This window comes from Pseudalkalibacillus sp. R45 (assembly GCF_052246725.1).
Lineage (GTDB): Bacteria > Bacillota > Bacilli > Bacillales > Fictibacillaceae > Pseudalkalibacillus.
In genome coordinates this window covers 45,044-66,882 of record NZ_JBQQCL010000018.1, presented here as the reverse complement: position 1 = coordinate 66,882, position 21,839 = coordinate 45,044, and the positions used below count along the sequence as shown (strand labels likewise).

General features: G+C 42.0%; 17 protein-coding genes. 6 read left to right on the top strand and 11 right to left on the bottom strand.

The genetic code is table 11. The features are described 5' to 3' along the window. Nucleotides 1-191 precede the first annotated feature (191 nt). Complete coding sequence (locus ACTWQL_RS20805; protein ID WP_443144323.1) at nt 192-977, top strand: HAD-IIA family hydrolase; 786 nt, start codon at nt 192-194, stop codon at nt 975-977. Nucleotides 978-1,203: 226 nt separating this feature from the next. Here ACTWQL_RS20805 and ACTWQL_RS20800 read toward each other — a convergent pair whose 3' ends face one another. From ACTWQL_RS20800 to gnd, 5 genes are all read right to left on the bottom strand, one after another. Beyond that, the gene (locus ACTWQL_RS20800) at nt 1,204-3,150 is read right to left on the bottom strand and encodes a lamin tail domain-containing protein (protein ID WP_443144322.1); all 1,947 of its coding nucleotides are present in this window, start codon (nt 3,148-3,150) and stop codon (nt 1,204-1,206) included. Between the two features lie 239 nt (nt 3,151-3,389). Continuing rightward, a complete protein-coding gene (locus ACTWQL_RS20795) occupies nt 3,390-3,956 on the bottom strand; it encodes a glycerol-3-phosphate responsive antiterminator (RefSeq protein ID WP_443144321.1) in 567 nt (188 codons plus the stop codon). 306 nt (nt 3,957-4,262) lie between these two features. Further along, nucleotides 4,263-5,810, bottom strand: coding sequence for a gluconokinase (gene gntK, locus ACTWQL_RS20790; RefSeq protein WP_443144320.1), 1,548 nt, complete (start codon nt 5,808-5,810; stop codon nt 4,263-4,265). Between the two features lie 25 nt (nt 5,811-5,835). Then, nucleotides 5,836-7,176 carry a GntT/GntP/DsdX family permease gene (locus tag ACTWQL_RS20785; protein WP_443144319.1) on the bottom strand — a complete coding sequence of 447 codons (1,341 nt, stop codon included), beginning with the start codon at nt 7,174-7,176 and terminating at the stop codon, nt 5,836-5,838. A 23-nt stretch (nt 7,177-7,199) separates the two neighbouring features. Next, nucleotides 7,200-8,096: a phosphogluconate dehydrogenase (NAD(+)-dependent, decarboxylating) gene (gene gnd, locus ACTWQL_RS20780; RefSeq protein ID WP_443144318.1), complete on the bottom strand. Its 897-nt coding sequence runs from the start codon at nt 8,094-8,096 to the stop codon at nt 7,200-7,202. Nucleotides 8,097-8,260: 164 nt separating this feature from the next. On the opposite strand from gnd, the gene ACTWQL_RS20775 reads away from it, so the two are divergent. Then, nucleotides 8,261-9,124 carry a MurR/RpiR family transcriptional regulator gene (locus ACTWQL_RS20775; RefSeq protein WP_443144317.1) on the top strand — a complete coding sequence of 288 codons (864 nt, stop codon included), beginning with the start codon at nt 8,261-8,263 and terminating at the stop codon, nt 9,122-9,124. Nucleotides 9,125-9,411: 287 nt separating this feature from the next. Here ACTWQL_RS20775 and ACTWQL_RS20770 read toward each other — a convergent pair whose 3' ends face one another. The 5 genes from ACTWQL_RS20770 to ACTWQL_RS20750 all read right to left on the bottom strand — a co-directional run bounded on the left by ACTWQL_RS20770 (nt 9,412) and on the right by ACTWQL_RS20750 (nt 14,438). Further along, nucleotides 9,412-9,597, bottom strand: coding sequence for a hypothetical protein (locus ACTWQL_RS20770; RefSeq protein ID WP_443144316.1), 186 nt, complete (start codon nt 9,595-9,597; stop codon nt 9,412-9,414). 143 nt (nt 9,598-9,740) lie between these two features. After that, nucleotides 9,741-10,568, bottom strand: coding sequence for a carbohydrate ABC transporter permease (locus ACTWQL_RS20765; protein WP_443144315.1), 828 nt, complete (start codon nt 10,566-10,568; stop codon nt 9,741-9,743). A 22-nt stretch (nt 10,569-10,590) separates the two neighbouring features. Continuing rightward, entirely contained in the window at nt 10,591-11,904 is a 1,314-nt protein-coding gene (locus ACTWQL_RS20760) for an ABC transporter permease subunit (protein ID WP_443144314.1), read from the bottom strand. Between the two features lie 114 nt (nt 11,905-12,018). Further along, nucleotides 12,019-13,317 carry an ABC transporter substrate-binding protein gene (locus tag ACTWQL_RS20755; RefSeq protein WP_443144313.1) on the bottom strand — a complete coding sequence of 433 codons (1,299 nt, stop codon included), beginning with the start codon at nt 13,315-13,317 and terminating at the stop codon, nt 12,019-12,021. Nucleotides 13,318-13,442: 125 nt separating this feature from the next. Further along, on the bottom strand, nt 13,443-14,438 hold the full coding sequence (locus ACTWQL_RS20750) for a LacI family DNA-binding transcriptional regulator (protein WP_443144312.1): 996 nt from the start codon (nt 14,436-14,438) through the stop codon (nt 13,443-13,445). Between the two features lie 408 nt (nt 14,439-14,846). Here ACTWQL_RS20750 and ACTWQL_RS20745 point away from each other — a divergent pair, with 408 nt between their 5' ends. From ACTWQL_RS20745 to ACTWQL_RS20730, 4 genes are read left to right on the top strand one after another with little or no spacing between them, the layout of a single operon-like run. Further along, nucleotides 14,847-15,617 (top strand): DeoR/GlpR family DNA-binding transcription regulator, encoded by a 771-nt coding sequence (locus ACTWQL_RS20745; RefSeq protein ID WP_443144311.1) that lies wholly within the window; start codon nt 14,847-14,849, stop codon nt 15,615-15,617. Between the two features lies 1 nt (nt 15,618). Then, nucleotides 15,619-16,929, top strand: coding sequence for a four-carbon acid sugar kinase family protein (locus ACTWQL_RS20740; RefSeq protein WP_443144310.1), 1,311 nt, complete (start codon nt 15,619-15,621; stop codon nt 16,927-16,929). Beyond that, complete coding sequence (pdxA, locus tag ACTWQL_RS20735) at nt 16,926-17,945, top strand: 4-hydroxythreonine-4-phosphate dehydrogenase PdxA (RefSeq protein WP_443144309.1); 1,020 nt, start codon at nt 16,926-16,928, stop codon at nt 17,943-17,945. Before ACTWQL_RS20740 ends, pdxA begins: the two co-directional genes overlap by 4 nt. A gap of 31 nt (nt 17,946-17,976) precedes the next feature. Next, nucleotides 17,977-19,347: a GntP family permease gene (locus tag ACTWQL_RS20730; RefSeq protein ID WP_443144308.1), complete on the top strand. Its 1,371-nt coding sequence runs from the start codon at nt 17,977-17,979 to the stop codon at nt 19,345-19,347. A gap of 147 nt (nt 19,348-19,494) precedes the next feature. Here ACTWQL_RS20730 and ACTWQL_RS20725 read toward each other — a convergent pair whose 3' ends face one another. After that, complete coding sequence (locus tag ACTWQL_RS20725) at nt 19,495-21,621, bottom strand: HelD family protein (protein ID WP_443144307.1); 2,127 nt, start codon at nt 21,619-21,621, stop codon at nt 19,495-19,497. Between the last annotated feature and the right edge of the window lie 218 nt (nt 21,622-21,839).

Below are 21,839 nucleotides of genomic sequence, written 5' to 3'. Positions count from 1 at the left end.
TTGATCTGATCCCTAGCTTTTCCCGCAGGAGTGTCGCAAATTTCGTTTACAACCAACATAATCCCTTTTTAAAAAGAATACCATGCAAGGTTAGAGAACTGGAGAATCCCTTGGGCAATGAATGATCCAATTTCAGAATTGGGTTATTTTGTGAAGCTCAAGGGATTATTTTATTGATAACGGAGGAAGAGATGAGAGAAATCAAAGGATATATTTTTGATTTGGATGGAACGATCTACCTTGGTAAACAGTTGATAAAAGGCGCTGATAAAGTAATTCAAAGCCTTCAACAAGAAGAAAAGCAAATCTTGTTTCTCACCAATAAAACAATCGAATCCAGACAGAAATACGTAGAAAAACTGAAAAACTTCAATATTGATGTGACAGTCAACAATATTCTGAATCCTACCGTCACATTGATTAACTACTTGAATAACAACCACCCAGCCTCGAAACTTTATATCATAGGTGAACAGATCATTAAGGATGAAATCCAACTTGCAGGGTTTCCAATCGCACTTACACCTGAAGAGACAGATATTGTGATCCTTTCCTGGGATCGCGATTTTCATTATGATCATTTGAACTTTGCTTATCAGGCTGTAAAAAATGGAGCCAAAACGATTGCAACCAACCCTGATAGAACGTGTCCAGTTGAATTTGGTGAGGTTCCAGATTGTGCAGGAATGATCGGAGCATTGGAAGGCGTAACAGGCAGGAAAATTGATTTACAGATAGGAAAACCATCTGTAATAACCGTTGAAGCTGCAATCAATATTCTCACGTTATCTCCAGATCAGTGTGTTATGATCGGAGACCGGCTTGAAACGGATATCCGGATGGGGATCGAGGCTGGGATGAAAACTGTACTTGTCCTTTCTGGAGTTACCACGGCTGAGGATGTGCCATCATCTGAATGGCAGCCAGATTATGTGTTTTCGTCCGTCAAAGGACTATTGTTCAATAAAGTGCTATGAATATTTTTCAAAGATAAGTAAAAGCTGTTGATCATTGGATGATGAGCTTTTAGAGGACACAGGAGCCCTTATTGACTTGAAATCAACGAAAATGAGCAGTGATTTACCCAATTAGCGGAACAGTTGTCCTCTAATTTCCTGCACAACGATAATATGGCGCTAATCATACCACAGATAAAAGGAGAACGGCTGGAATTACCGTCCTCCTTTCTGTCCAGTACTATTATCAGTCTATTCCCTTATCCTCTTGCATCAAGGCTTTCATATCGATTTTAAGCATCCTATCCATCTGGTAAGTGGTTGTATAGCGATATTTATTGGCTCCTGATTCGAAAAGGACATATAATTCTTTTTGAATCTCAACAATTCCCTCAGGCATCGGGATCGCCTCTACACTTTCCCTTGGCTTCGATGTTGCCCCATCCAAGAACCATAAAGGAATTTCTTTTTGATTCACCTCGACATAATCATGGGGATCTTCTTTCAATGGATGTTCATATCGATAGAGGACGCTGTCATTCCCTCTCCCATAAGAAGTACTGAGTACTATCCCTTTTTGCCCTGTTTTTTGTACGATTGCACCTTGCACTTTCTCAGTAGTAGATAAAACATAATCTGGTGTTGCTGATTGCTCAGGATCACCATTCCAATGTTCATCTGACAAGTTGTCGTTATTCCGTTCCAGATTATAGCCTACCATCCATGCATAATGCATCTCACCTTCACGATTCTCGATGTGATGAGATGGATCAGTAGGATAAGAAGTTGATTGATAGAATTCGCCAACCCAAAGAATTCCCTCATCATAAACATTATAAGCAGCCTCAACAGGGACTGGTATTTGATTGATGAACTGTATTTCGTCATTGTTTTCAGCTTCTATAAGTTCACTGATTTTCAATTGAAACAGAAATTGTTCTGATGCAATCCAAACATGGTCTCGACTGACTGTAATTCCCCCAGCGTGTCCAGTATAAGGTGTACCATCAGTGTTATACAATACAACAGATTTGATTAATTGTTCACTAGTCGCATCTGTTACAGTCAGCGTACCAGGCCTACCATCGTCTAAATAATTGACGGTCATCAACCAATCTTTGGGCTTATAATAGGTCAATCCTTGAGGGACAAGATCCTGGACCAGTCCAGGTATAACAGGACCGTCTTCACTGATATCCCATAGTCCTTGGTACTTAGGATCTTTATAGTGTGGAGAACGTTCTACTTGAGTAATGATTTGATGGGACGGTGTCACAGCAAGCGGTTCAGATTTTTCCGAAACATTTCCTGACGAATCTTCAGCTGATATTTCGACTACATATTCCCTGTTTCCAATCAAAGAAGATAGTGTAAATTCATGTACAGAAGGGTCCACTGAATACTCCAACATTCCATCCTTATAGATATGATAACGGTATAGATCGGATTCAGAGTTTTCTGCCCATGATAGTGTAGCTTCACCGTTTCCAGCATCTAAAGTGATATTTTCTGGTACATTTGGAGGAACGTCATCCTCTACTGGACGTAAAGGAGCTTGTCCAGGAACAATCCATCCTGGTGTTGGCTCTTGATGGCCACCCAACGTTTCCATCGTCAAACTGCCGTCTTGCGGGTAACCGAACGTGACTGATTTTTTCAATGATACGTCACCACCGGTATAATTTGCCCTGACCACTTCTTGGTCTTGTGGATCATACACTGTTACACTCCTGCTGCCGCTGTTGACCAAACCAGCAACATCATCTAATCGATGAACCTGATTTTCCTCAACGTACTTGCTTTTGTAGGACATAAAGTAATTGTGGTTGAAACCTTCTAAAGTAATCGGTTCAACATCATCAGTCCTTGTCCAAAAAAGCTGCGTTTCCCAAGGATCAATCATTAAAGGTTCATTAATTACCACATTCCAGTTATAAGATTGGATTCGATATCCTTCCAAGTTGATGGACTCTCCGCTATTATTGTAGATTTCCAGGTACTCGAACGCGTCATATCCAGCATAATTGTCTGTGTTGGGGACGACCTCTGTGATTAGTAGGTAGGGGAGCGGACCATTTTCATTATTCGTTTCTAATGCCTTAGACGTTTGAGTTGGTGCAAATAAAAAGAAACCTCCTATCACCATTACCATCGCGACTGAATACAACACCCATTTGTGGAAATTCTCCTTCATAAACATCCTCCTTGGTTAACATTTTCATCCCCTTTCTTTCTAAAAATCGCCCATACATACGTAAAACCCCATGACGGTTAATGTATTACAATTGACTGTAATACCGGTTAACGTCACAGGGTTCTCCTCTTCTCTACCTGAAGACTATCTTTTCTATTTAATTACCTATAATTTTACAATAAAGAAAGTTTTACGGCAATGAATATACGGAATTTTCAGAATAAAACTATTCTAAAGTCCTATAGTTCCAGATTCCACAATTTCGGATCTCCAGAGGATATAGCGAGCGCACCCGCCCTCAATCCATTTAAAATTTCTTCTTTATTGCTTACTAATCCACCAGCGATGATCGGTAAGTCTGTCTGCCTTGTCAATTCATCGATTACTGATGGCATTAACCCTGGTAAAATTTCGATTGCGTCAGGCTTACAATTATGCGCAATTTCAATACCTTTTTTCAACGCATTACGATCAATGAGGAATAGACGTTGGATCGTCATCAATCTTTCCTCTTTTGCATATTTGATCAGATTGCTCTTCGTCGTGATAATCCCCATGGGCTTCCAGATTTTCGCTATATATGTAATCGCACTTCTCGTATTCGAAAGACCTTCAATGAAATCGGTATGTACAAACGTCATTTTCCCTGCTTCCTTCAATTGCTCGATATACCCTTTTGTAGTGATGATATCCCCGGTCAGCAAGAATGAAATGTTTGAATTTGAACTGATTGCAATCTTTAGATCTTCTTCTTTCTTTATTGAGGAAATAACTTGTGATTGGACTATATCTACTATGTTAGGCAACTCTCTTCCCCCCTTATGTTATTTTTTTTATTGTTGTTCTTCACTCCCTTTCTGCGGGCGAACCGCAAGCCTCCTCGCGAGTTCCTCGCTGTGGGGTCTCGCCTGGCTCCCTTTTCCCGCAGGAGTGTGGTGAATTTCACCTTAAATACATAGAAAGATGTAGTAAGAAAATTATGAAATCTATTCGATTATAACATATTCGATTCTACAGTATTTTCTAGCACAGTGGCTCTGGTGTCCATTTATTCTCCAATTTATATAAAAAAGACCTGCTGTTTTGAATGACAGCAAGTCTCAAAATTATGCTTATTTAGGTTTTACATGTTTGTTTTGAAAAGCGGCAATTGCTTCGTATTCATCCGTCAGCTTTCTCGAGACTCGGATGAAGATCGGCATCAGCTCATTATAGATTTCTGCATGTTCTGGGTCAGGTGTATGCTGATGTACCGAGCCGACCATTGCTTTCACATGTTCAAGAGAATCGATTTTCCCTTGTGCATACATCCCTAGAATCATTGCGCCAAGACAAGAGCTTTCATGGCTTTCAGGGACAAAAACTTCCTGATCGAATATATCAGCAAGCATTTGCCGCCATAATTCTGAACGTGCGAAGCCCCCTGTCGCCTGGATCCTTTTCGGCATGCCGATTAACTCTTTCAAGGCAAGCATCACGGAATGCAAATTGAACACGATTCCCTCTAATACAGCTCGAATCATGTGCTCTTTTCCGTGATGCAAAGCAAGTCCGAAGAAAGAACCTCTGGCATTTGCATTCCATAGCGGGGCCCGTTCTCCAGTCAAATAGGGATGGAACAGCAAGCCATCAGCTCCCGGCCTTACATTCGCCGCGATTCCAGTCAAGACTTCGTAAGAATCAATGCCAAGACGTCTTGCTGATTCGATCTCCGCTCCACATATTTCATCCCTCAACCACCGGAACGTCATTCCTCCGTTATTGACTGGTCCTCCGATTATCCATAAATCCTCTGTGAGCGCATAACAGAATGTGCGGCCTTTAGGGTCAGTTACAGGTGCATTTGCTGCCGTTCTGATTGCTCCGCTTGTCCCGATCGTGACCGCGACAGCTCCTGGTTCAATCGCATTTACCCCTAGATTGGATAACACGCCGTCACTTGCTCCGACAATGAATGGAGTGGATGGATCGATGCCGAGAACCTCTGCATATTTTTCATCAATCCCATCGATCGACTTTGTAGTCGGTACTGGTTCAGATAGCTGAGCTGCTGTTATACCAGCAACTTCTAGAGCTTCAACATCCCATGTCAGATTTTCTAGATTGAAAAGACCTGTAGCCGATGCAATGGAATGATCAACAATGAATACATTGAATAACTTTTTAAAAACATACTCTTTTATTGAAATGAATTTCGCTGTTTTTTCGAATAGGTCTGTATATTCTTCTTTCAGCCACATGAGCTTCACAAGAGGCGACATCGGATGGATCGGTGTACCTGTCCTTCTGTAAATGTCATGCCCTGTAGAGCTCGCCTTCAATTTTTCTGCCCAATTTGAGCTTCGGGTATCCGCCCATGTAATACATTCCGTAAGCGGTGATCCGATTTCATCGACAGCAATCAAACTATGCATTGCGGAACTGAACGAAATGAATCCAATCTTTTTACCATCTATTTCACTTTTTTCTATAGCTGTTCGGATGCTCATCAACACAGCCTGAAAGATTTCTTCAGGATCCTGTACGGCGGCCGATACCTCAGGGGTGTTCAAAGGATATTCCACATTATGCAATCCCTTGACTTCACCTGTTGCATCATATACGACCGCTTTTGTACTGGTTGTACCTATGTCGACTCCTACATACCATTCTTGTTGCATGATTAAAAACGTCCTTTCAGTTCCATTAAATGAAGATTCCGATAGTAAAGGCGACTGCAAATCCGACAAGTGCAATAAGTGTCTCCATCACTGTCCATGATCGTAATGTATCTTTCACATCCAGACCGAAATAGCGGTTGACGAGCCAGAAACCACTGTCATTCACATGGGATAAAATCGTTGCACCAGCTGCAATGGAGATGACCATAAGTCCAAGCACCGGCCCTCCCAATCCTAGTGAATCGATGATCGGTGACATGATTCCTGCTGCAGTGATCATTGAAACAGTAGCGGAACCTTGTGCAACACGTACGAATGAAGCAATAAGGAATGCTAGCAATAGTGGTGGTAATGATGATCCAGCCATCATTTCACCCAATACATCACCTACACCTGAATCAATCAGGATTTGTTTGAAGACTCCACCTGCACCGGTTACAAGAATGATGATACCAGCTGGTTCAAGTGCTTTTGTTGCAATCTGTTGCACTTCATCCTTCGAATACCCTTTTCGGATTCCAAGAATATAAAAGGCAAGCACTGTTGCGATGATCAATGCAACAAATGGATGTCCTAGGAATGTTAAAAATTCACGGACGTTATTCCCTTCAGGAAGTAGTAGTCCTGAAAACGTATTCAAAAGGATCAATACGAGTGGAATCAGAATCAGACTAGCGACTGTTCCGAAACCAGGCAGCTCACGGTCATAGTGTCTTTCTTCAAGTTCAATATAATCCGGAACGTTAACATGAATCTTTTTCGCAATATACTTACCGAAGATCGGTCCCGCAATGATCATAGCTGGAAGACCTGCAAGGATACCGAATAAGATGACCCAACCGATATCTGCTCCAACGAGTTCAGCAACCGCAATCGGTCCTGGTGTCGGTGGGACAAAGCTATGTGTTACCGCAAGACCAGCAAGCAATGGAATTCCATAGAATAAGAGCGATTTCCCTGTTTTCTTTGCTAAACCATATACAATAGGAACTAAAATGATGAAACCAACATCAAAGAATACTGGAATGGCGACAATGAAACCTGTGACACTCAATGCCCATTGTGCTCTGCTCTCTCCAAACTTTTTGATAAGGGTTTGGGCAAGACGTTCTGCTCCACCGGATACCTCGAGCATCTGTCCGAACATCGCTCCAAGCCCGACGACAACGGCTACGAAACCTAACGTCCCGCCCATCCCTTCTTGAATCGAACCGATTATATCACTTAACTTCATGTCAGCGCCGATTCCGACCAGAATACTGACAATCAATAGCGCGACAAATGCTTGAAGCTTCGTTCTCATGACTAAGAATAGTAAAACGATGATACCTAATAATGCGACTAAAATTAAGCCTGCTCCTGACATCTCCATTTCCCCCAATCGAATATTTATTTCTTCACAACATCGTGTCCGCCAAACTCGTTTCGTAGAGCAGCGACAACTTTACCTGCAAACGTATCTTCTTCTAAAGAACGGTACCGCATCATTAATGAAAGTGCGATGACCGGTGCAGCTGTTTGAAGATCAAGTGCTGTTTCCACCGTCCATTTCCCTTCACCGGAGGAGTGCATGACACCTCGGATATCATCGAGCTTTTCATCTTTCGAAAATGCATTTTCAGTAAGTTCCATGAGCCATGAACGAATGACTGATCCGTTGTTCCAAACTCTCGATACACCTTCGTAGTCGTAATCGAATGGACTTTTTTCAAGGATATCGAACCCTTCAGCGATCGCTTGCATCATGCCGTATTCGATTCCGTTATGAATCATCTTCAAGAAATGGCCGCTACCAGATTTCCCTGTGTAAAGAAATCCATTTTCAACTGTAACTTCATCAAAGACAGATTCTAATCGTTTGAACGCGGTTTCATTCCCGCCGACCATCATGCAAGCACCGTTTCTTGCTCCGCCGACACCACCGCTTGTTCCGACATCCAAGAAATGGATACCCTTCTCGCTTAATGCTTCAGCCCTTTTTACAGATTCTTTGTAATTCGTGTTTCCACCATCAATGATGATGTCTTCCGGATCCAGCAATTCACCTAATTCAGAAATGACAGATTCCGTAATTTCTCCGGCTGGAACCATGATCCAGACCGCTCGTGGTTTAACAAGGTTTTCAACCAGCTCCTTTATGGAAGCATGTCCTTGACCACCTTCTGCTTCAAATGACTCAAGAGTTGATGCGTTTACATCAAAAGCATGTACATTATGGTTGTGGTCAATCAGATTCAAACCGAGGTTGTACCCCATTTTTCCGAGACCGATCAAACCTATTTGCATATTAAAACCTCCAGTGATAAATTATGAATGACTTACGATGAAAAAATATTTCTTTTGTCACCAATTATACAAAAATATTTTTTCTTTTCAACCGCTTTCATGAAATTTTTTTTCGTATTACAATGGTATATAATAGTAATAGTAGTTTTGAAAGGAGAACGACTTTGAGTAAAGATCAACAGCAACAACAGCATTGTATTCCACGAATCCGCTCGTTTTATAACAGATTCAGTGAAAAAGAAAAGATGATCGCTGATTATATTTTGAACAATCCAGAGCACATCATCCATTCGACGATCAGTCAAATAGCCGATGATCTGCAAGTTGCTGAAGCGACCGTTTTCCGCTTTTGCAAACGAATCGGATTCAAAGGCTATCAAGCCATGAAAATTGCGCTAGCTTCTGAAATCGTGAACCCTGTAAAGGACATCCATGAAACCATTAACGAAACAGATAATGAGAAAGAGGTTGCGCAAAAAATATTCCGGTCAAATATAAGGACGCTTGAAGAGACTTCTCACATATTAGAACAGGAACACTATCATAGGGCAGTTGAATTACTAATTGGTGCTAGAAAAGTGGAATTCTACGGAAATGGAGGTTCGGGGATTATCGCAATGGATGCTCATCACAAGTTTTTACGCAGTGGTATCCAATCCGCGGCCTATTCGGATTCACACCTTCAGCTAATGGCCGCATCCCAATTAACCGACCAGGACGTCATCATGTTCATATCCCATTCTGGCACGAACAAGGACTTGTTGGATGTAATAGAAGTTGCCCAACAGAATAAAGTGAAGACGATCGGGATCACTACACTTGCTAAGTCTCCTTTAGGACAAAAAGTCGATGTTCCGCTTTTTACGACATCTGAAGAAACCGATTATCGTTCAGAGGCATTGGCTTCGCGGATTGCACAGCTGAGTATCATTGATGCCTTATTTGTGAATGTGATGATGAAAACGAAGGAAACGTCACAGGAATCATTGAACAAGATGAGGAAAGCGGTGGCTGTGAAACGGATTTGAAGCTGGAGATTGTTAATATCGGCGGACAGGGTGAAGGAATCTATTTGAATCAAAAAATTAGAGGACATCTGTTCCGCTATTTGTGACAAATAGTAATGATTTAAAAAATTAGAGGACAACCGTTCCGCTATTTGGGTGAAAATACAACTTATTAGCAGCGTATTACCCGGATAAGGTCTCTGGTGTCCGCTAATTTCATAAAACATGCAATTTTAGCAAAATAAGGGCTCTCGTGTCCTCTAAATCGAGTCAGGTCAGAAAAAAGCGACCATTTCAGGTCGCTTTTCTCATTCATTCTTCCGATAGTGTTTTTCACTTGATGAATCATCTTTGGATTTATGTTTTTTCTTTTCTTCTCTAATTTCTTGTTTCTGATCTTCTACAGGCATCGGATCTACTGTCTCATCTTCATGAAGCGTATGATCCGGCTCCTTTTTATTCGGACTCTTTCTTTTATTTTTATCAGAACTCATAGGATTACCTCCTTTAAGCTCTATATTTCCTTTCAGTAGCTCTTTTAAACGTAATGGCTTTTCTTCAAAAAAAACAGTCTGCAGTTCCGCAGACCGTTTCTTCAACTGTCGTTAACTTGTAAACACAACGTTTTAACGCTTCCTTATTCTTTCACTGCACCAGAAGTCAGTCCTGAAACGATGCGGCGTTGGAATAAGAGGACCATGATGACTAACGGTACTGTGACCACAACTGTAGCTGCAGATATTTCACCCCATGGAATTGTGAATTGCCCCTGGAACATCGCAATCCCTACTGGTACTGTTTTATAAGCTTCCTGTGTATTTAAAACAAGGGCGAACAAGAACTCATTCCAGGCAGCAATGAAGACGAGGATCGCCGTTGTAAAAATTCCTGGAATCGCCAGTGGCAAAATGACGCGCCAGTACGTTTGCATTATTGATGCCCCGTCGATTTTCGCGGCTTCTTCCAGATCGAATGGAATTTTACGGAAGAAGGTTACGAGAATCCAAATCGAGAGAGGTAATGTAATCGTCGTATACGGAATGATCAATCCGAGATAACTGTTCGTCAGCCCCAGGTTTTTCAAAATGATATAGATCGGGGAGATTGTCGCGATCTGCGGAAACATCGAAACAGACAGTACAAGCCCGAGTATGACCGTTTTTCCTTTGAACTTCATACGCGCTATGGCATACGCTGCAAATGAAGCTACGAGGACCGTATAGATCGTTGTCACTCCAGAAACAATCAAACTATTTTTCAAGTAAGTCAAGAACGGATGGTTCACGAATACGGATCGATAGTTTTCAAGCGTCGGATCTGAAGTAAAAGGAATGAATGCCTTCTCTCCAAACAATTCAGATACAGGCTTCAATGAACTGATCAAAATCCATAAGAACGGGAACATGACCAGGAAAATAAAAACGGATAAACCTACATAAAACATTGGTCCGGCTTTCTTCTGCATTCAACTCACCCTCTCCTTTTCCTTATTTTTTATCATCTAATAGGTCTCTGCCTAATAAAGAGATGTAAATCATCGAGATGATCGCCACACAAATGAAGACGACGACAGATAGTGCAGAACCTTCTCCGAAGTTTGATTGAGCAATCATCACTTTATAGGCAAGCAAGGATATGGTTTCTGTTGAATTAGCAGGTCCTCCGCCGGTCAATACGTAAATGAGATCGAACACTCGGAAAGCATCGAGTGTGCGGAATAACAGCGCGACTAGAATACTAGTTTTCAATAAAGGAAGTGTAATTGTAATGAATTGTTTCCATTTATTCGCTCCATCGATGGCTGCTGCTTCATACATGCTTTTGGGTATCGTCTGTAAACCAGCAAGCAGTAACAACGCCATATAAGGAGTCGTTTTCCATACATCGGCAAAAATGACCGAGAACATAGCGCCTGAATCGGTTGTCAGAAGTGTCGCCATCCGGTCGATGAGTCCGATTTCTTCAAATATTTTTGAGACGACTCCATTCTGCCCGTCATAAAGGAATTTCCACATTAGAGCTGCTACAACTGTAGGTATTGCCCATGGTATCAGGATGGAAGCACGGACTAGTCCTCTTCCGAAGAATGCTTTATTGATCAGCAACGCGATCATCAGACCGATGACTAATTCAATTGCAACAGACACGACTGTGAACACGACGGTATTCCAAATTGACATCCACATTCTCTTGTCCGTCAAATTTTTGGCATAATGATCAAATCCGATGAAATTAGGTTTTATGACCGAATCAGCTAGTGCATTGCTCAATCCTTTGACAGTCTTTGGGTCCTCCAGTTCATCAAGACCGTTCACTTTCTCCTTGATATCATTGAGTGTAACCTGAATTTCTTCGGCTCGGTCCTTTTCAACCTCGACAAGCTTCTCCTTGGAACCTACCTTTTCAAATTTCATCAATTTTTCATCGATGATTTCATAACGTTCTTTAATTTCTTCATCCTTTAATAATGATGAATCAAGCGTTGATAAGTCTTGTTTCACAGAATTCAGTGTTTCCTCGTTTCCTCCGCTAGCTTTATCTAATTCTTTATCAATCGCACCTTCCAAAAGAAAATAGTTATCCAAATAACGGTGCAGATCGATCATATGGCTCGTATGAACCTCAGATTTAGTCGGATTGTTCAGCCTCATATCGAACAACGAAAAATAAAAGGATTGGATAACCGGCCATATGGCAATAACGAGAATCAAAAGTAGTGAAGGCGCAATCAATAAGTATGCAACGGAGCTTTCAGAAAGTTTTTTTCGTTTCTTCTTAGGTTTTGATGTACGATCACTCAATCCATCTTCACACCTTTCAAATGATAGAAGCTGACCCCATCGCGTCTTACTCTGGGTTGCATTTCGAGGCAACCCTGAGTGACATATGTTAGAGCCAGCCCTATCTGATTTTCGTTATTTCATGGCACTCTCAATTTTTGATTGCATTGCTTTAGCTGCTTCTTCTGGTGTACTTTGTCCTGCGATGGCTTTAGAGACTTCAATCTGAATGATTTCTGAAATCTCAGGATAATTCGCTACGACTGGACGGGAAACAGCAGATTCAAGTGCATTTACGAATCCTTCTTCTTTAAAGAACGGATTTGCTTCCAGGACTTCTTCATCCTCATATAAAGAAGAAATCGTCGGCGCTTTACCGCCATGTATCGCTGAAATTTTCTGTCCTTCAGGTCCAGTCATGAATTTCAAGAACTCCCATGCTTCTTCTGGGTGCTCAGAATAAGCACTGATCGCCGCCATCCATCCACCTAAGGCTGCAGCTGTTCCAGCATCACCTTCCGGAAGTGGTGCAACTCCGACTTTGTCAACAATTTTAGATTGTTCTTCGTCATTCGCCAATGCATATTGGTAAGGCCAGTTACGGATGAAAGGAGATTCACCTTCAATGAAAGAGGTGTGGGACTCAGGCTCCGTGAAGTTGGTGATGTTTTCAGGAACGATCTCTGAGTTCATTATTTCAACCATTTTGGTAAGGCCTTTAATCGATTCTTCACTGTCTACAACCACTTCACCGTCTTCATTGACAATTGCTCCACCATAACTAGCAATGAACTCAACAGCATTACATACTAACCCTTCGTATTGCTTTCCTTGCATAAGGTAACCGAACTTCGTACCCTCTTGACCTTGGAGTTCACCAGCTTTTGTCATCAATTCATCCCAGGTTTTAGGTGGTTCTTCAACCATATCCTTACGATAGAAAAGCATACCAGCGTCAATGTATTTAGGCATTGCCCATTGTCTTCCTTCAAAATTCGCAGCACTTAAAGCACCTTCATTGTAAGACTCCATATCGATTTTGTCTTTTTTGATAAAACGATCCAACGGCATGACATACCCAGCTTGAGCAAATTCAGCCGGCCATATAACATCTAATTCCAGGACATCAATTTCACTAGATTTTCCATTTAGTGCAGTGACGTAAGCATTGTGTTGAGCACCTGTATCCGATGGCATTTCCCGAAATTCGACCTCGATGTTCGGATGTTCTTTTTCAAATGCTTCGATTACCTTTTCTGTCCCTTTCGTTGCATCTTGTCCTTTTGCATAAACGATCGTCACTTTTTCGCCATCTGATTTGTTTTCACCATCTTCGCCACCACTGCCTTTCTCGCCATCTGAGCTGCAGGCAGCAAGGATTAGGGTTAGCGCAAGTAGAAGTGAAAACAGGCTTGTCCATTTTGATTTTTTCATTAGAAATCCTCCCCTTTATTTTTTAAAATTGGAATCGATTTCACAAACTGTAAAGAAACCTGGCAAAGCCAAGCCTTTTGTGCAGGCTGAGCTTTAGTTGCGTTTATGCAGAAAATCTACATTATTCATGTTGTTTTAGTCGACTCTCGAATGATAAGTTCAAATGGTAATTCAACACGATTGGAATTGATTTTTTCCGGTGATTGAATCTGTTCGACCATCAATTCCATTGCTGCCCTTCCTAACTGATGAACAGGTTGTTTAACTGTTGTGAGCCCCATCAATTCAGCAATGGGTTGGTCATCGAATCCGATGACTGCGAGATCTTCAGGGATCCGGCAACCGTTTTTCCTGGCTTCGAATATCAACCCCGAAGCAACTTCGTCACTTCCTGTAAAAACAGCTGACGGTCTATTTTTTAAATTGTGGAACCGATAGAATAATCGTTTACCGCCTTCAATCGTGAATTGATCGGTGTACATCCATTCCTGATCAATTGAGATGCCAGCCTGCTGCATGGCTTTTATGTAGCCTTCTTGTCGGCCTTTTGATACCCGGCTGCCACCTGGCTCTGAACTGCAGTAAACAATGGCCTTATGCCCACGATCAAGTAAATGCTTTGTACCGATATAGCCTCCCATCACCTGGTCTAGATGTGCCATGGGAACTTTGGCATCATAATCATATTCATTACAGAGGACGATCGGTCCGTAGGATAAATAATTTTCAATTTCAGACCAGGGATTTTCCATTGACGTGAGAATCAACCCATCAATCTGCTTTCCTCGGAGCAATTGCAAATAATTCAATTCTTGTTGTTTGTTATATCTGGTTTGACAGAATAAGAGTTGAAATCCTTTTTCTGCAGCGACCTCCTCCATCGTTTCAACAAGCTGGCTGAAAAATGGATTTGTCAGGCGTGGTACATACACTGCAATCGTCTCGGTTTTTTGTTTCCTCAATTTCTGTGCGTTGGAATTAGGTACATACTGTAACTCACTCATCGCCTTTTCTACGAGCCTCTTCTTTTCCTCGCTGACATAAGGATGTTGATTGATCACTCTGGAGACAGTTGTACGCGATAATCCGGCACGCTTTGCTACATCCGATATCGTGGCCATTCAAATCTCCTACGTATAGGATTCCCCCTCCTTCCAGAACTTGTATATACATGAAATCGTTTTCATAACTGATTATATTGAAAAGTCTGAATAATTACAAGACTTTTTTTCGACTAAATTTTACTTGGTGCCTGGCACCGTTCCAAACCCCTTGGTATCACTGGAGTGTCGATCGGTGCCAGGTACACTTTTGTATCCTTTGATATAACTGAATTCTTGATTAGTGCCAGGCACCATCTGAAAACCGTTGGGGCTCAAGGGGGAAATTGTCGTGCCAGGCACCGAATGTTAATTTCAAACATTAAAAACGAAAGAAATGAACAATATTGTTGACATATGTGTTCGTTTTTAACATAATTGATAGTAATTCATGATAAAAATGAACAAACCAGTAAAGGAATGAACAAAATGTCCCCATCACAACGAAGGGAAAAAATCATTTCCCATGTGAATGAAACTGGAAAAGTTGATATTGAGCAGTTAAGTGAAATGTTCAAAGTTTCTCAAATGACTATTCGAAGGGATCTTGTTCAATTAGAACAGGACGGGAAATTGATCAGAACTCATGGTGGAGCCGTTTCCCCTCGCTCCCTTACCCTAGAAACACCATATTTAAATAAAGAAACAAAAAATGTCTTTGAAAAGAGAGCTATTTCAAAGAAAGCTGTGGAATTCATCCCTAATGGATCAAGTATTTTGCTTGATTCTGGGACAACCACCCTAGAATTGGCACGACAATTAGTAAACCGAGAGGACCTCACGATCATCACGAATGATATAAAAATCGCAAGTGAACTTGTTGACTCATCATTAAAAGTGATCGTGACCGGAGGAGACCTGCAAAACAATGTAGGCGCGTTATTCGGTGCTCATACCCAAGAATTTTTAAGAGGGATCCACGTCGATTTGTTTTTCCTTGGTGCCCATGCGATCGATATTCAGGCAGGGGTCACAGCACCGACCTTAGAAAAAGCACTGGTCAAAAAGCTGATGATGGAAGCTGCTGAAGAAACTTGGCTGCTGGCGGATTCGAGCAAAATAAACCATAAAGCCTTTAGTAAAGTTTGTTCTTTAGCTAATCTGAAAGGCTTCATCACAGATAACCGAGGTAAAAAAGAAGATTACGCACTCATTCAGCAGCAAGTAGAGACCTATCAGGTAGAAAGTGAGGGCCATTGATATGATTGGAGTTATTGCAGATGATCTGACCGGGGCTAATGCAACAGGTGTCAGATTGACAAAGCAAGGATTCAAAACAGCTACGGTGGTTCGGGACGCCCCTTTGCCTGAAAAAAATCGATATGATGCGATTTGTATTGATACGGATAGTCGATATTCTCCCGTCAATGTTTGCAAGCAACGTGTTAAATCAGCAATCAATAAATTCAAAGAGCAGGATGTCTCTATCTTCTGCAAGAGAATAGATAGTACAGTCAGGGGGCATTTCGGTTATGAAATTGATGCAATGCTTGACGAGCTTGGAGATGAATCCATCGCAATCGTCTGTCCCTCCTTTCCAAAATCAGGGCGTGTCACCACAGGGGGTTACCTGCTCGTCGAAGGCGTACCCTTACAAGAAACCGATGTGGCAAGGGATCCTATAAAACCATTAACTGAATCGTACGTTCCAAATATTATTCAATCGCAGAGTATATACCCTGTAGAACATATTCCATTATCAACCGTGCTGGAAGGTGCGGAATCGATCGCAAAAAAGATCAAAAATCTCAGCGATAGAGGAATAAGAATCATTTCTATTGATGCTGTTACGGATGAAGAAATCGATGAAATCGCAAAAGCGATGACTTCAATTGGCAACAAGCGGTTCGTCCCTTGTGATCCCGGCCCACTCACTGCATCCTATTGCCGTGATTATACCCAGCAACAAGTCACTCCTGGCAAGATTCTTGTAACAGTAGGGAGTGCAACTGCGATGACCGGAAGGCAACTTGAATATCTGTACTCCAAAACACAAATTACACCGATTATTGTTGCCGCTGAAAAATTAGCGACGTTCAACGGAAGATGGGAAGAAGAGATTCAACGATCCGTTGATGAAGCACTAAAAATGGTACAAACAAACGACCTCATTGTGATCACCACCTACCATCCAGGCGCAAAACGGGTGAACTTGAAAGAAAAAGCCATTGTGGAAAATTCTTCAGAAGATGCTCTGGCAAAGCGGATAACAGATGGACTTGCGAAAATATCAAGAAAACTGATCGAACAATCCCCTCACAAAATTGAAGGTTGTTTTTCAAGCGGTGGTGATGTAACAGCTTCCATTTGTGCTGTTAGTGGAGCATCCGGTATACACCTTGACGACGAGGTCATTCCGTTAGCGGCCTATGGACAGTTCATTGGTGGACATTTTGATGGCATTTCCGTGGTAACAAAAGGCGGCCTTGTCGGTGACAAAAAAGCCATTTACGATTGCGTGCAACTTTTAAAGAATAAACTTTCCCAATACAGAAAGGAGAAAAATGTATGACAACACAAATCGAAAGACCAATCATCGCTATACCTATGGGGGACCCTGCAGGAATCGGACCTGAAATAACCGTTGGCGCTCTAAGTAAGGAAGAGATTTATGAACAGTCCCGCCCACTTGTAATCGGCCATTCTGAAGTTTTGGAAAAAGCAATCGGGATCATGGATGTAAACCTTTCTATAAATAACGTGGAATCACCGGAAGAAGGAAAATATGAGTTTGGAACAATCGATGTCATCCATCTTCCGAACTTGAAGGTAGATGAACTGAAATTCGGAGAAGTACAAGCTCAATGTGGTCAGGCTGCGTTCGATTACATCGAGAAAACTGTTGAACTTGCGAATGCTGGAGACGTTCATGTCATGGCAACGACTCCGATCAATAAAGAATCGTTGAAAGCTGCTGATGTCCCATATATCGGTCATACAGAAATGCTCGCTGCTCTTACAAATACAGATGACCCATTAACGATGTTTGAAGTCCGTAATATGAGGATCTTCTTCTTAACACGCCATCTCAGTGTTAAAGACGCTATCGATCAAATGACAAAAGAGCGTGTCCGTGATTACCTGAATCGTTGTGATAATGCACTTCAGCGTTTAGGAGTTGAAAAACGCAAATTTGCTGTAGCAGGTTTGAACCCTCATGCCGGTGAAGGCGGTTTATTCGGACGTGAAGAACTTGATGAACTGACTCCTGGTATTGAACTAGCAAAACAAGATGGGATCGATGCTGTTGGACCGGTCCCTGCGGATTCCGTTTTCCATCATGCGTTAAATGGAAAATTCGATGCAGTGCTTTCCCTTTATCATGACCAAGGGCATATTGCTGCAAAAATGACTGACTTTGAAAGAACCATTTCAATTACAAACGGTCTTCCATTCCTAAGAACATCAGTTGACCATGGCACAGCATTCGATATAGCAGGTAAAGGGATTGCAAGTACTATCAGTATGGAAGAGTGCATAAAGTTAGCTGCGAAATACGCATCTAGATTTACAAGGGAAAATATTTAATAACAGCTATTAATCGATAGGAGGCAATAATATGGAAGCATCTGGAGCACAAATGATTATAGGATTAGTTCTCGGAGTATTCTTGCTGATTTTCCTGGTTTTACGTACAAAAATCCATGCCTTTCTAGCATTGACCATAGCAGCATCCATTACTGGAATCGTCGGGGGTATGAAAGCCCCTGACGTGGTCAATGCCATCACCACAGGCTTTGGCACCACCCTCGGTTCTATCGGTATTGTCATCGGTTTCGGTGTAATGATGGGACGAATTTTAGAAGTTTCAGGGGCTGCGGAAAGGCTAGCCTATAGCTTTATAAAATGGTTAGGAAAGCGAAAAGAAGAATGGGCAATGGCTGTGACAGGGTATGTCGTTTCCATACCTATCTTTGTAGACTCTGCTTTCGTCATTTTAGCCCCTCTTGCGAAAGCGCTATCAAAAAAGACTGGTAAATCTGTTGTTGCATTAGGTGTTGCACTTGGTGTCGGTCTAGCCGTCACACACCATGCTGTCCCCCCTACTCCTGGACCATTGGGCGTTGCTGGAATCTTCGGTGTTGATGTAGGATGGATGATCCTTACCGGTTTGATTTTTGCAGTTCCGCTGATCATCGTCGGGGTCTATTATGCAAAATGGATTGGTAAAAAAATCTACCAACTTCCTGATGAAGATGGTCAAGGATTTGTAAGACCTGATATGCCGCAAACGTTAGAAGAGTATTACGAAATGCAAGAGAATAAAAACTTACCGTCCTTATTACGCTCATCATTACCGATTTTGGTACCGATCATTTTGATTTTCTTGAATACAACGGTTGCAGCGATAGGATTAGAAGGTGGTATCTATAATATCATCACATTCCTAGGTGCTCCTATTATTGCAGTTGGAATTGGTCTTATCTTTGCAATCTACGGATTATACAATCATGTGAAACAATCGACTGCGATCGACCGTATGGAAGAAGGAATAAAAGATGCAGGTATCATTTTACTGGTGACTGGTGCAGGTGGAGCTTTAGGTAATGTATTGAGAGAAAGCGGTGCAGGAGATTATATCGCGGAACAAATCGCGCAAACGAGCCTCCCTGCCATTCTGCTGCCATTCGTCATCGCCAGCATTGTCCGCTTGATTCAAGGGAGTGGTACCGTAGCGATGATTACGGGAGCATCCATCTCAGCACCGATATTAGCTGGACTGGATGTCAATATGGTACTGGCAGCCCAGGCAGCGACGCTTGGTGCAATGGTGTTCTCTTATTTCAACGATAGCTTATTCTGGGTTGTGAACCGTATGTTAGGAATTAAAAATGTGAAAGAACAGATCCTAACATGGTCCATTCCTACAACTATCGTATGGGCAGCTTCCCTCGTATTGTTACTCGTTGCAAACTTAATCGTAGGTTAAACAGTAGAATAAAAGTTTAATAGAATTTAAAGGGACTGACCAAATAGGAAAGAGTCAGTCCCTTTGTTTATTGGTGCCCCTCAAGCAATGTTTCACAAGCTTTGTTTGAATTGACTTGTTATTTGTCACCCGGCATACCACCCTAATTCATAAGTTCAGTTTTGTGCGGAATAGCGGGGTTAGTTCATTTTCATATAACACCCAGAGTTGGTGAAGGGCTCTTGTACATCCGACGTATAACAGCTTTGCATCCTCATCGTTGAATTGGTAATTGCTTGGATCTGTATCAAGCATCATCACAGCATCGAATTCCAATCCTTTCGTTAGATAGACCGGTATGACGGAGATCCCTCCTTGATAGCCGGTCTGGTCTGCAGTAATCAAAGATGCCTCCACCCCTTCATCCATCAACCTCTCATGGATTTCCGCACAATTCTTAGCTGTCCTTCCCACAAGAGCAATACTGTGGGCTCCTGAACGTTGTATTCGTTCCAAGATCGATAGAACCTTTTCCATTCGTTCAGTCTTATTCACCTTTATCTCCCTGACCGGTTCACCGCTTCGGAAAACTGGCTTCGCAAGCCCGCTTGTATGGCGCATGTTTTGTAAAATCCGGTTGGCATACTCGATGATCTCCAATGTAGATCGGTAACTCCTCTCCATTTGGACATATTTCGAATTGCCTTCTCCGAATACATCAATAAACTCTTGCCATTTTTCAATCCCTCTATAAGAATGGATTCCCTGTGAGATATCACCGAGAATTGTGAACGAATCCTCCCGTACATATGATTTCAACACTTCGATATGAAAAGGCGAGAAATCCTGGGCCTCATCAATGACCAAATGCTGATAGATGAACTGTTTATCCATACCAGATAGTTTTTGGTGGATCCAAATCAATGCGGGTAAGTCTTCTGCAGTAACTTCCCTTTTGTTCATCCGCTTCCTTGTATCTGCAATGATTTCAGCCGGGAGATAGTCTTGAAGAGGACGAGCGAAATCTTGTATCCTCGTTTTCTTGTAAAGTTCTTTATAAAATGTGAAAGCACTGTGATCTGGCCAGGCTTTCATATAAGCTTTCATTTGCTTATCCGCTGTTTTCTTTCGTTCTTTTCGTTCATGAGGCAACATCTCATTTACCTTTTGCTTCGCCCATGATTTCAACCGTTTCAATATCCGGTTCCTGCGCATAGCAATCGGAAAATGCCTCTGTTCCTCATTCCATTTTTTTATGGAGGATGCTGACAAAACGCAACCATCCCAGAGCTTTAAATCTGAAGCCGGAATCATTTTCTTCTCAAAATCATCCAGTGCGTCCTCGATCACAGATTTATAAGCCAATGACCCTTTTAATCTTCCTGATTCCCGGGTCATGATGGCACCATTTGACCTGCTGGAGAAAATACTTTCTAATTCATCCCTACCATCAGAAACCGTTATCTGTTCTTCCTGGACCTCTACCGCCCATTCATTGAAAGTAGTCTGTTGGATCCCACCTACACCTAGTTCCGGTAGGACATTTGAGATATAGTCCAGAAACATTCGGTTTGGCGCGAATATGATCATCTGATTCGCACTGAGATGGTCTCTGTAATGGTAAAGCAGATAGGCCAGACGGTGCAGTGCCACTGTCGTTTTTCCAGACCCTGCAACACCCTGGATAATTAGCGGTTGGTTCTTTTCAGCTCGAATGATATGATTTTGCTCGGCCTGAATTGTAGAAACGATATCACGTAACCGATTGTCTTTCCGATCACCTAAACGGTAAAGTAAAAATTCATCTGTCCCACCAGCTTCTGTAATGCCTTTTACATAGGTATCAACAACACGTTGGAGCTTCTGTTTACGGATGACCACATTCCGTTTTAGATGGATATCCCCTTCAATCTTGCCTTCTGGCGATATATAGTAGATTTCCTCTTCTCCTCCACTATACGAATAAAAAAGGCTGGCCACAGGAGCACGCCAATCAATAACCATAAGATCATTCGACGCTTCCTTCGAAACACCAACCTTTCCTATGTAGATTTCATCTGGTTGGTCATTTCCTTCTACATTGAAGTCGAGTCGTCCGAAAAAGGGCTCCTCCTCCGCTATCCGAAGGTTCTTTCGAGCTTGTTCCCGACGCTCATCGAGAGCCTGCTCCGTAATATCCTCTCCGAAATACCTTGGGACTTCCTCTAACTTCTTTATCTGTCTTTCGATCTCTGCAGCTATTTTTTCGAGTTGCTGCTTCTCCATATCAAAGGCACTTTGAATCTTATTCTTCACGTTCAGTTACCTCCTTAGAGTTTTTCGTCTGAAAAGTCAGACGGAAAAATCATTTTACCAGAGTTTGGAACTTGCAACAAGATAAATTTTAAAACAAGGCTGTTTTCGCAAACTTTGTTGCTTTTGCACTTAAAGAAAGTATAAAATGCTTTCTTCAGTATAAGGGCAACTAAGGCTCGACCTACAAAAGGCTTGGTCTCGCCAAGTTTTCTTTAAAA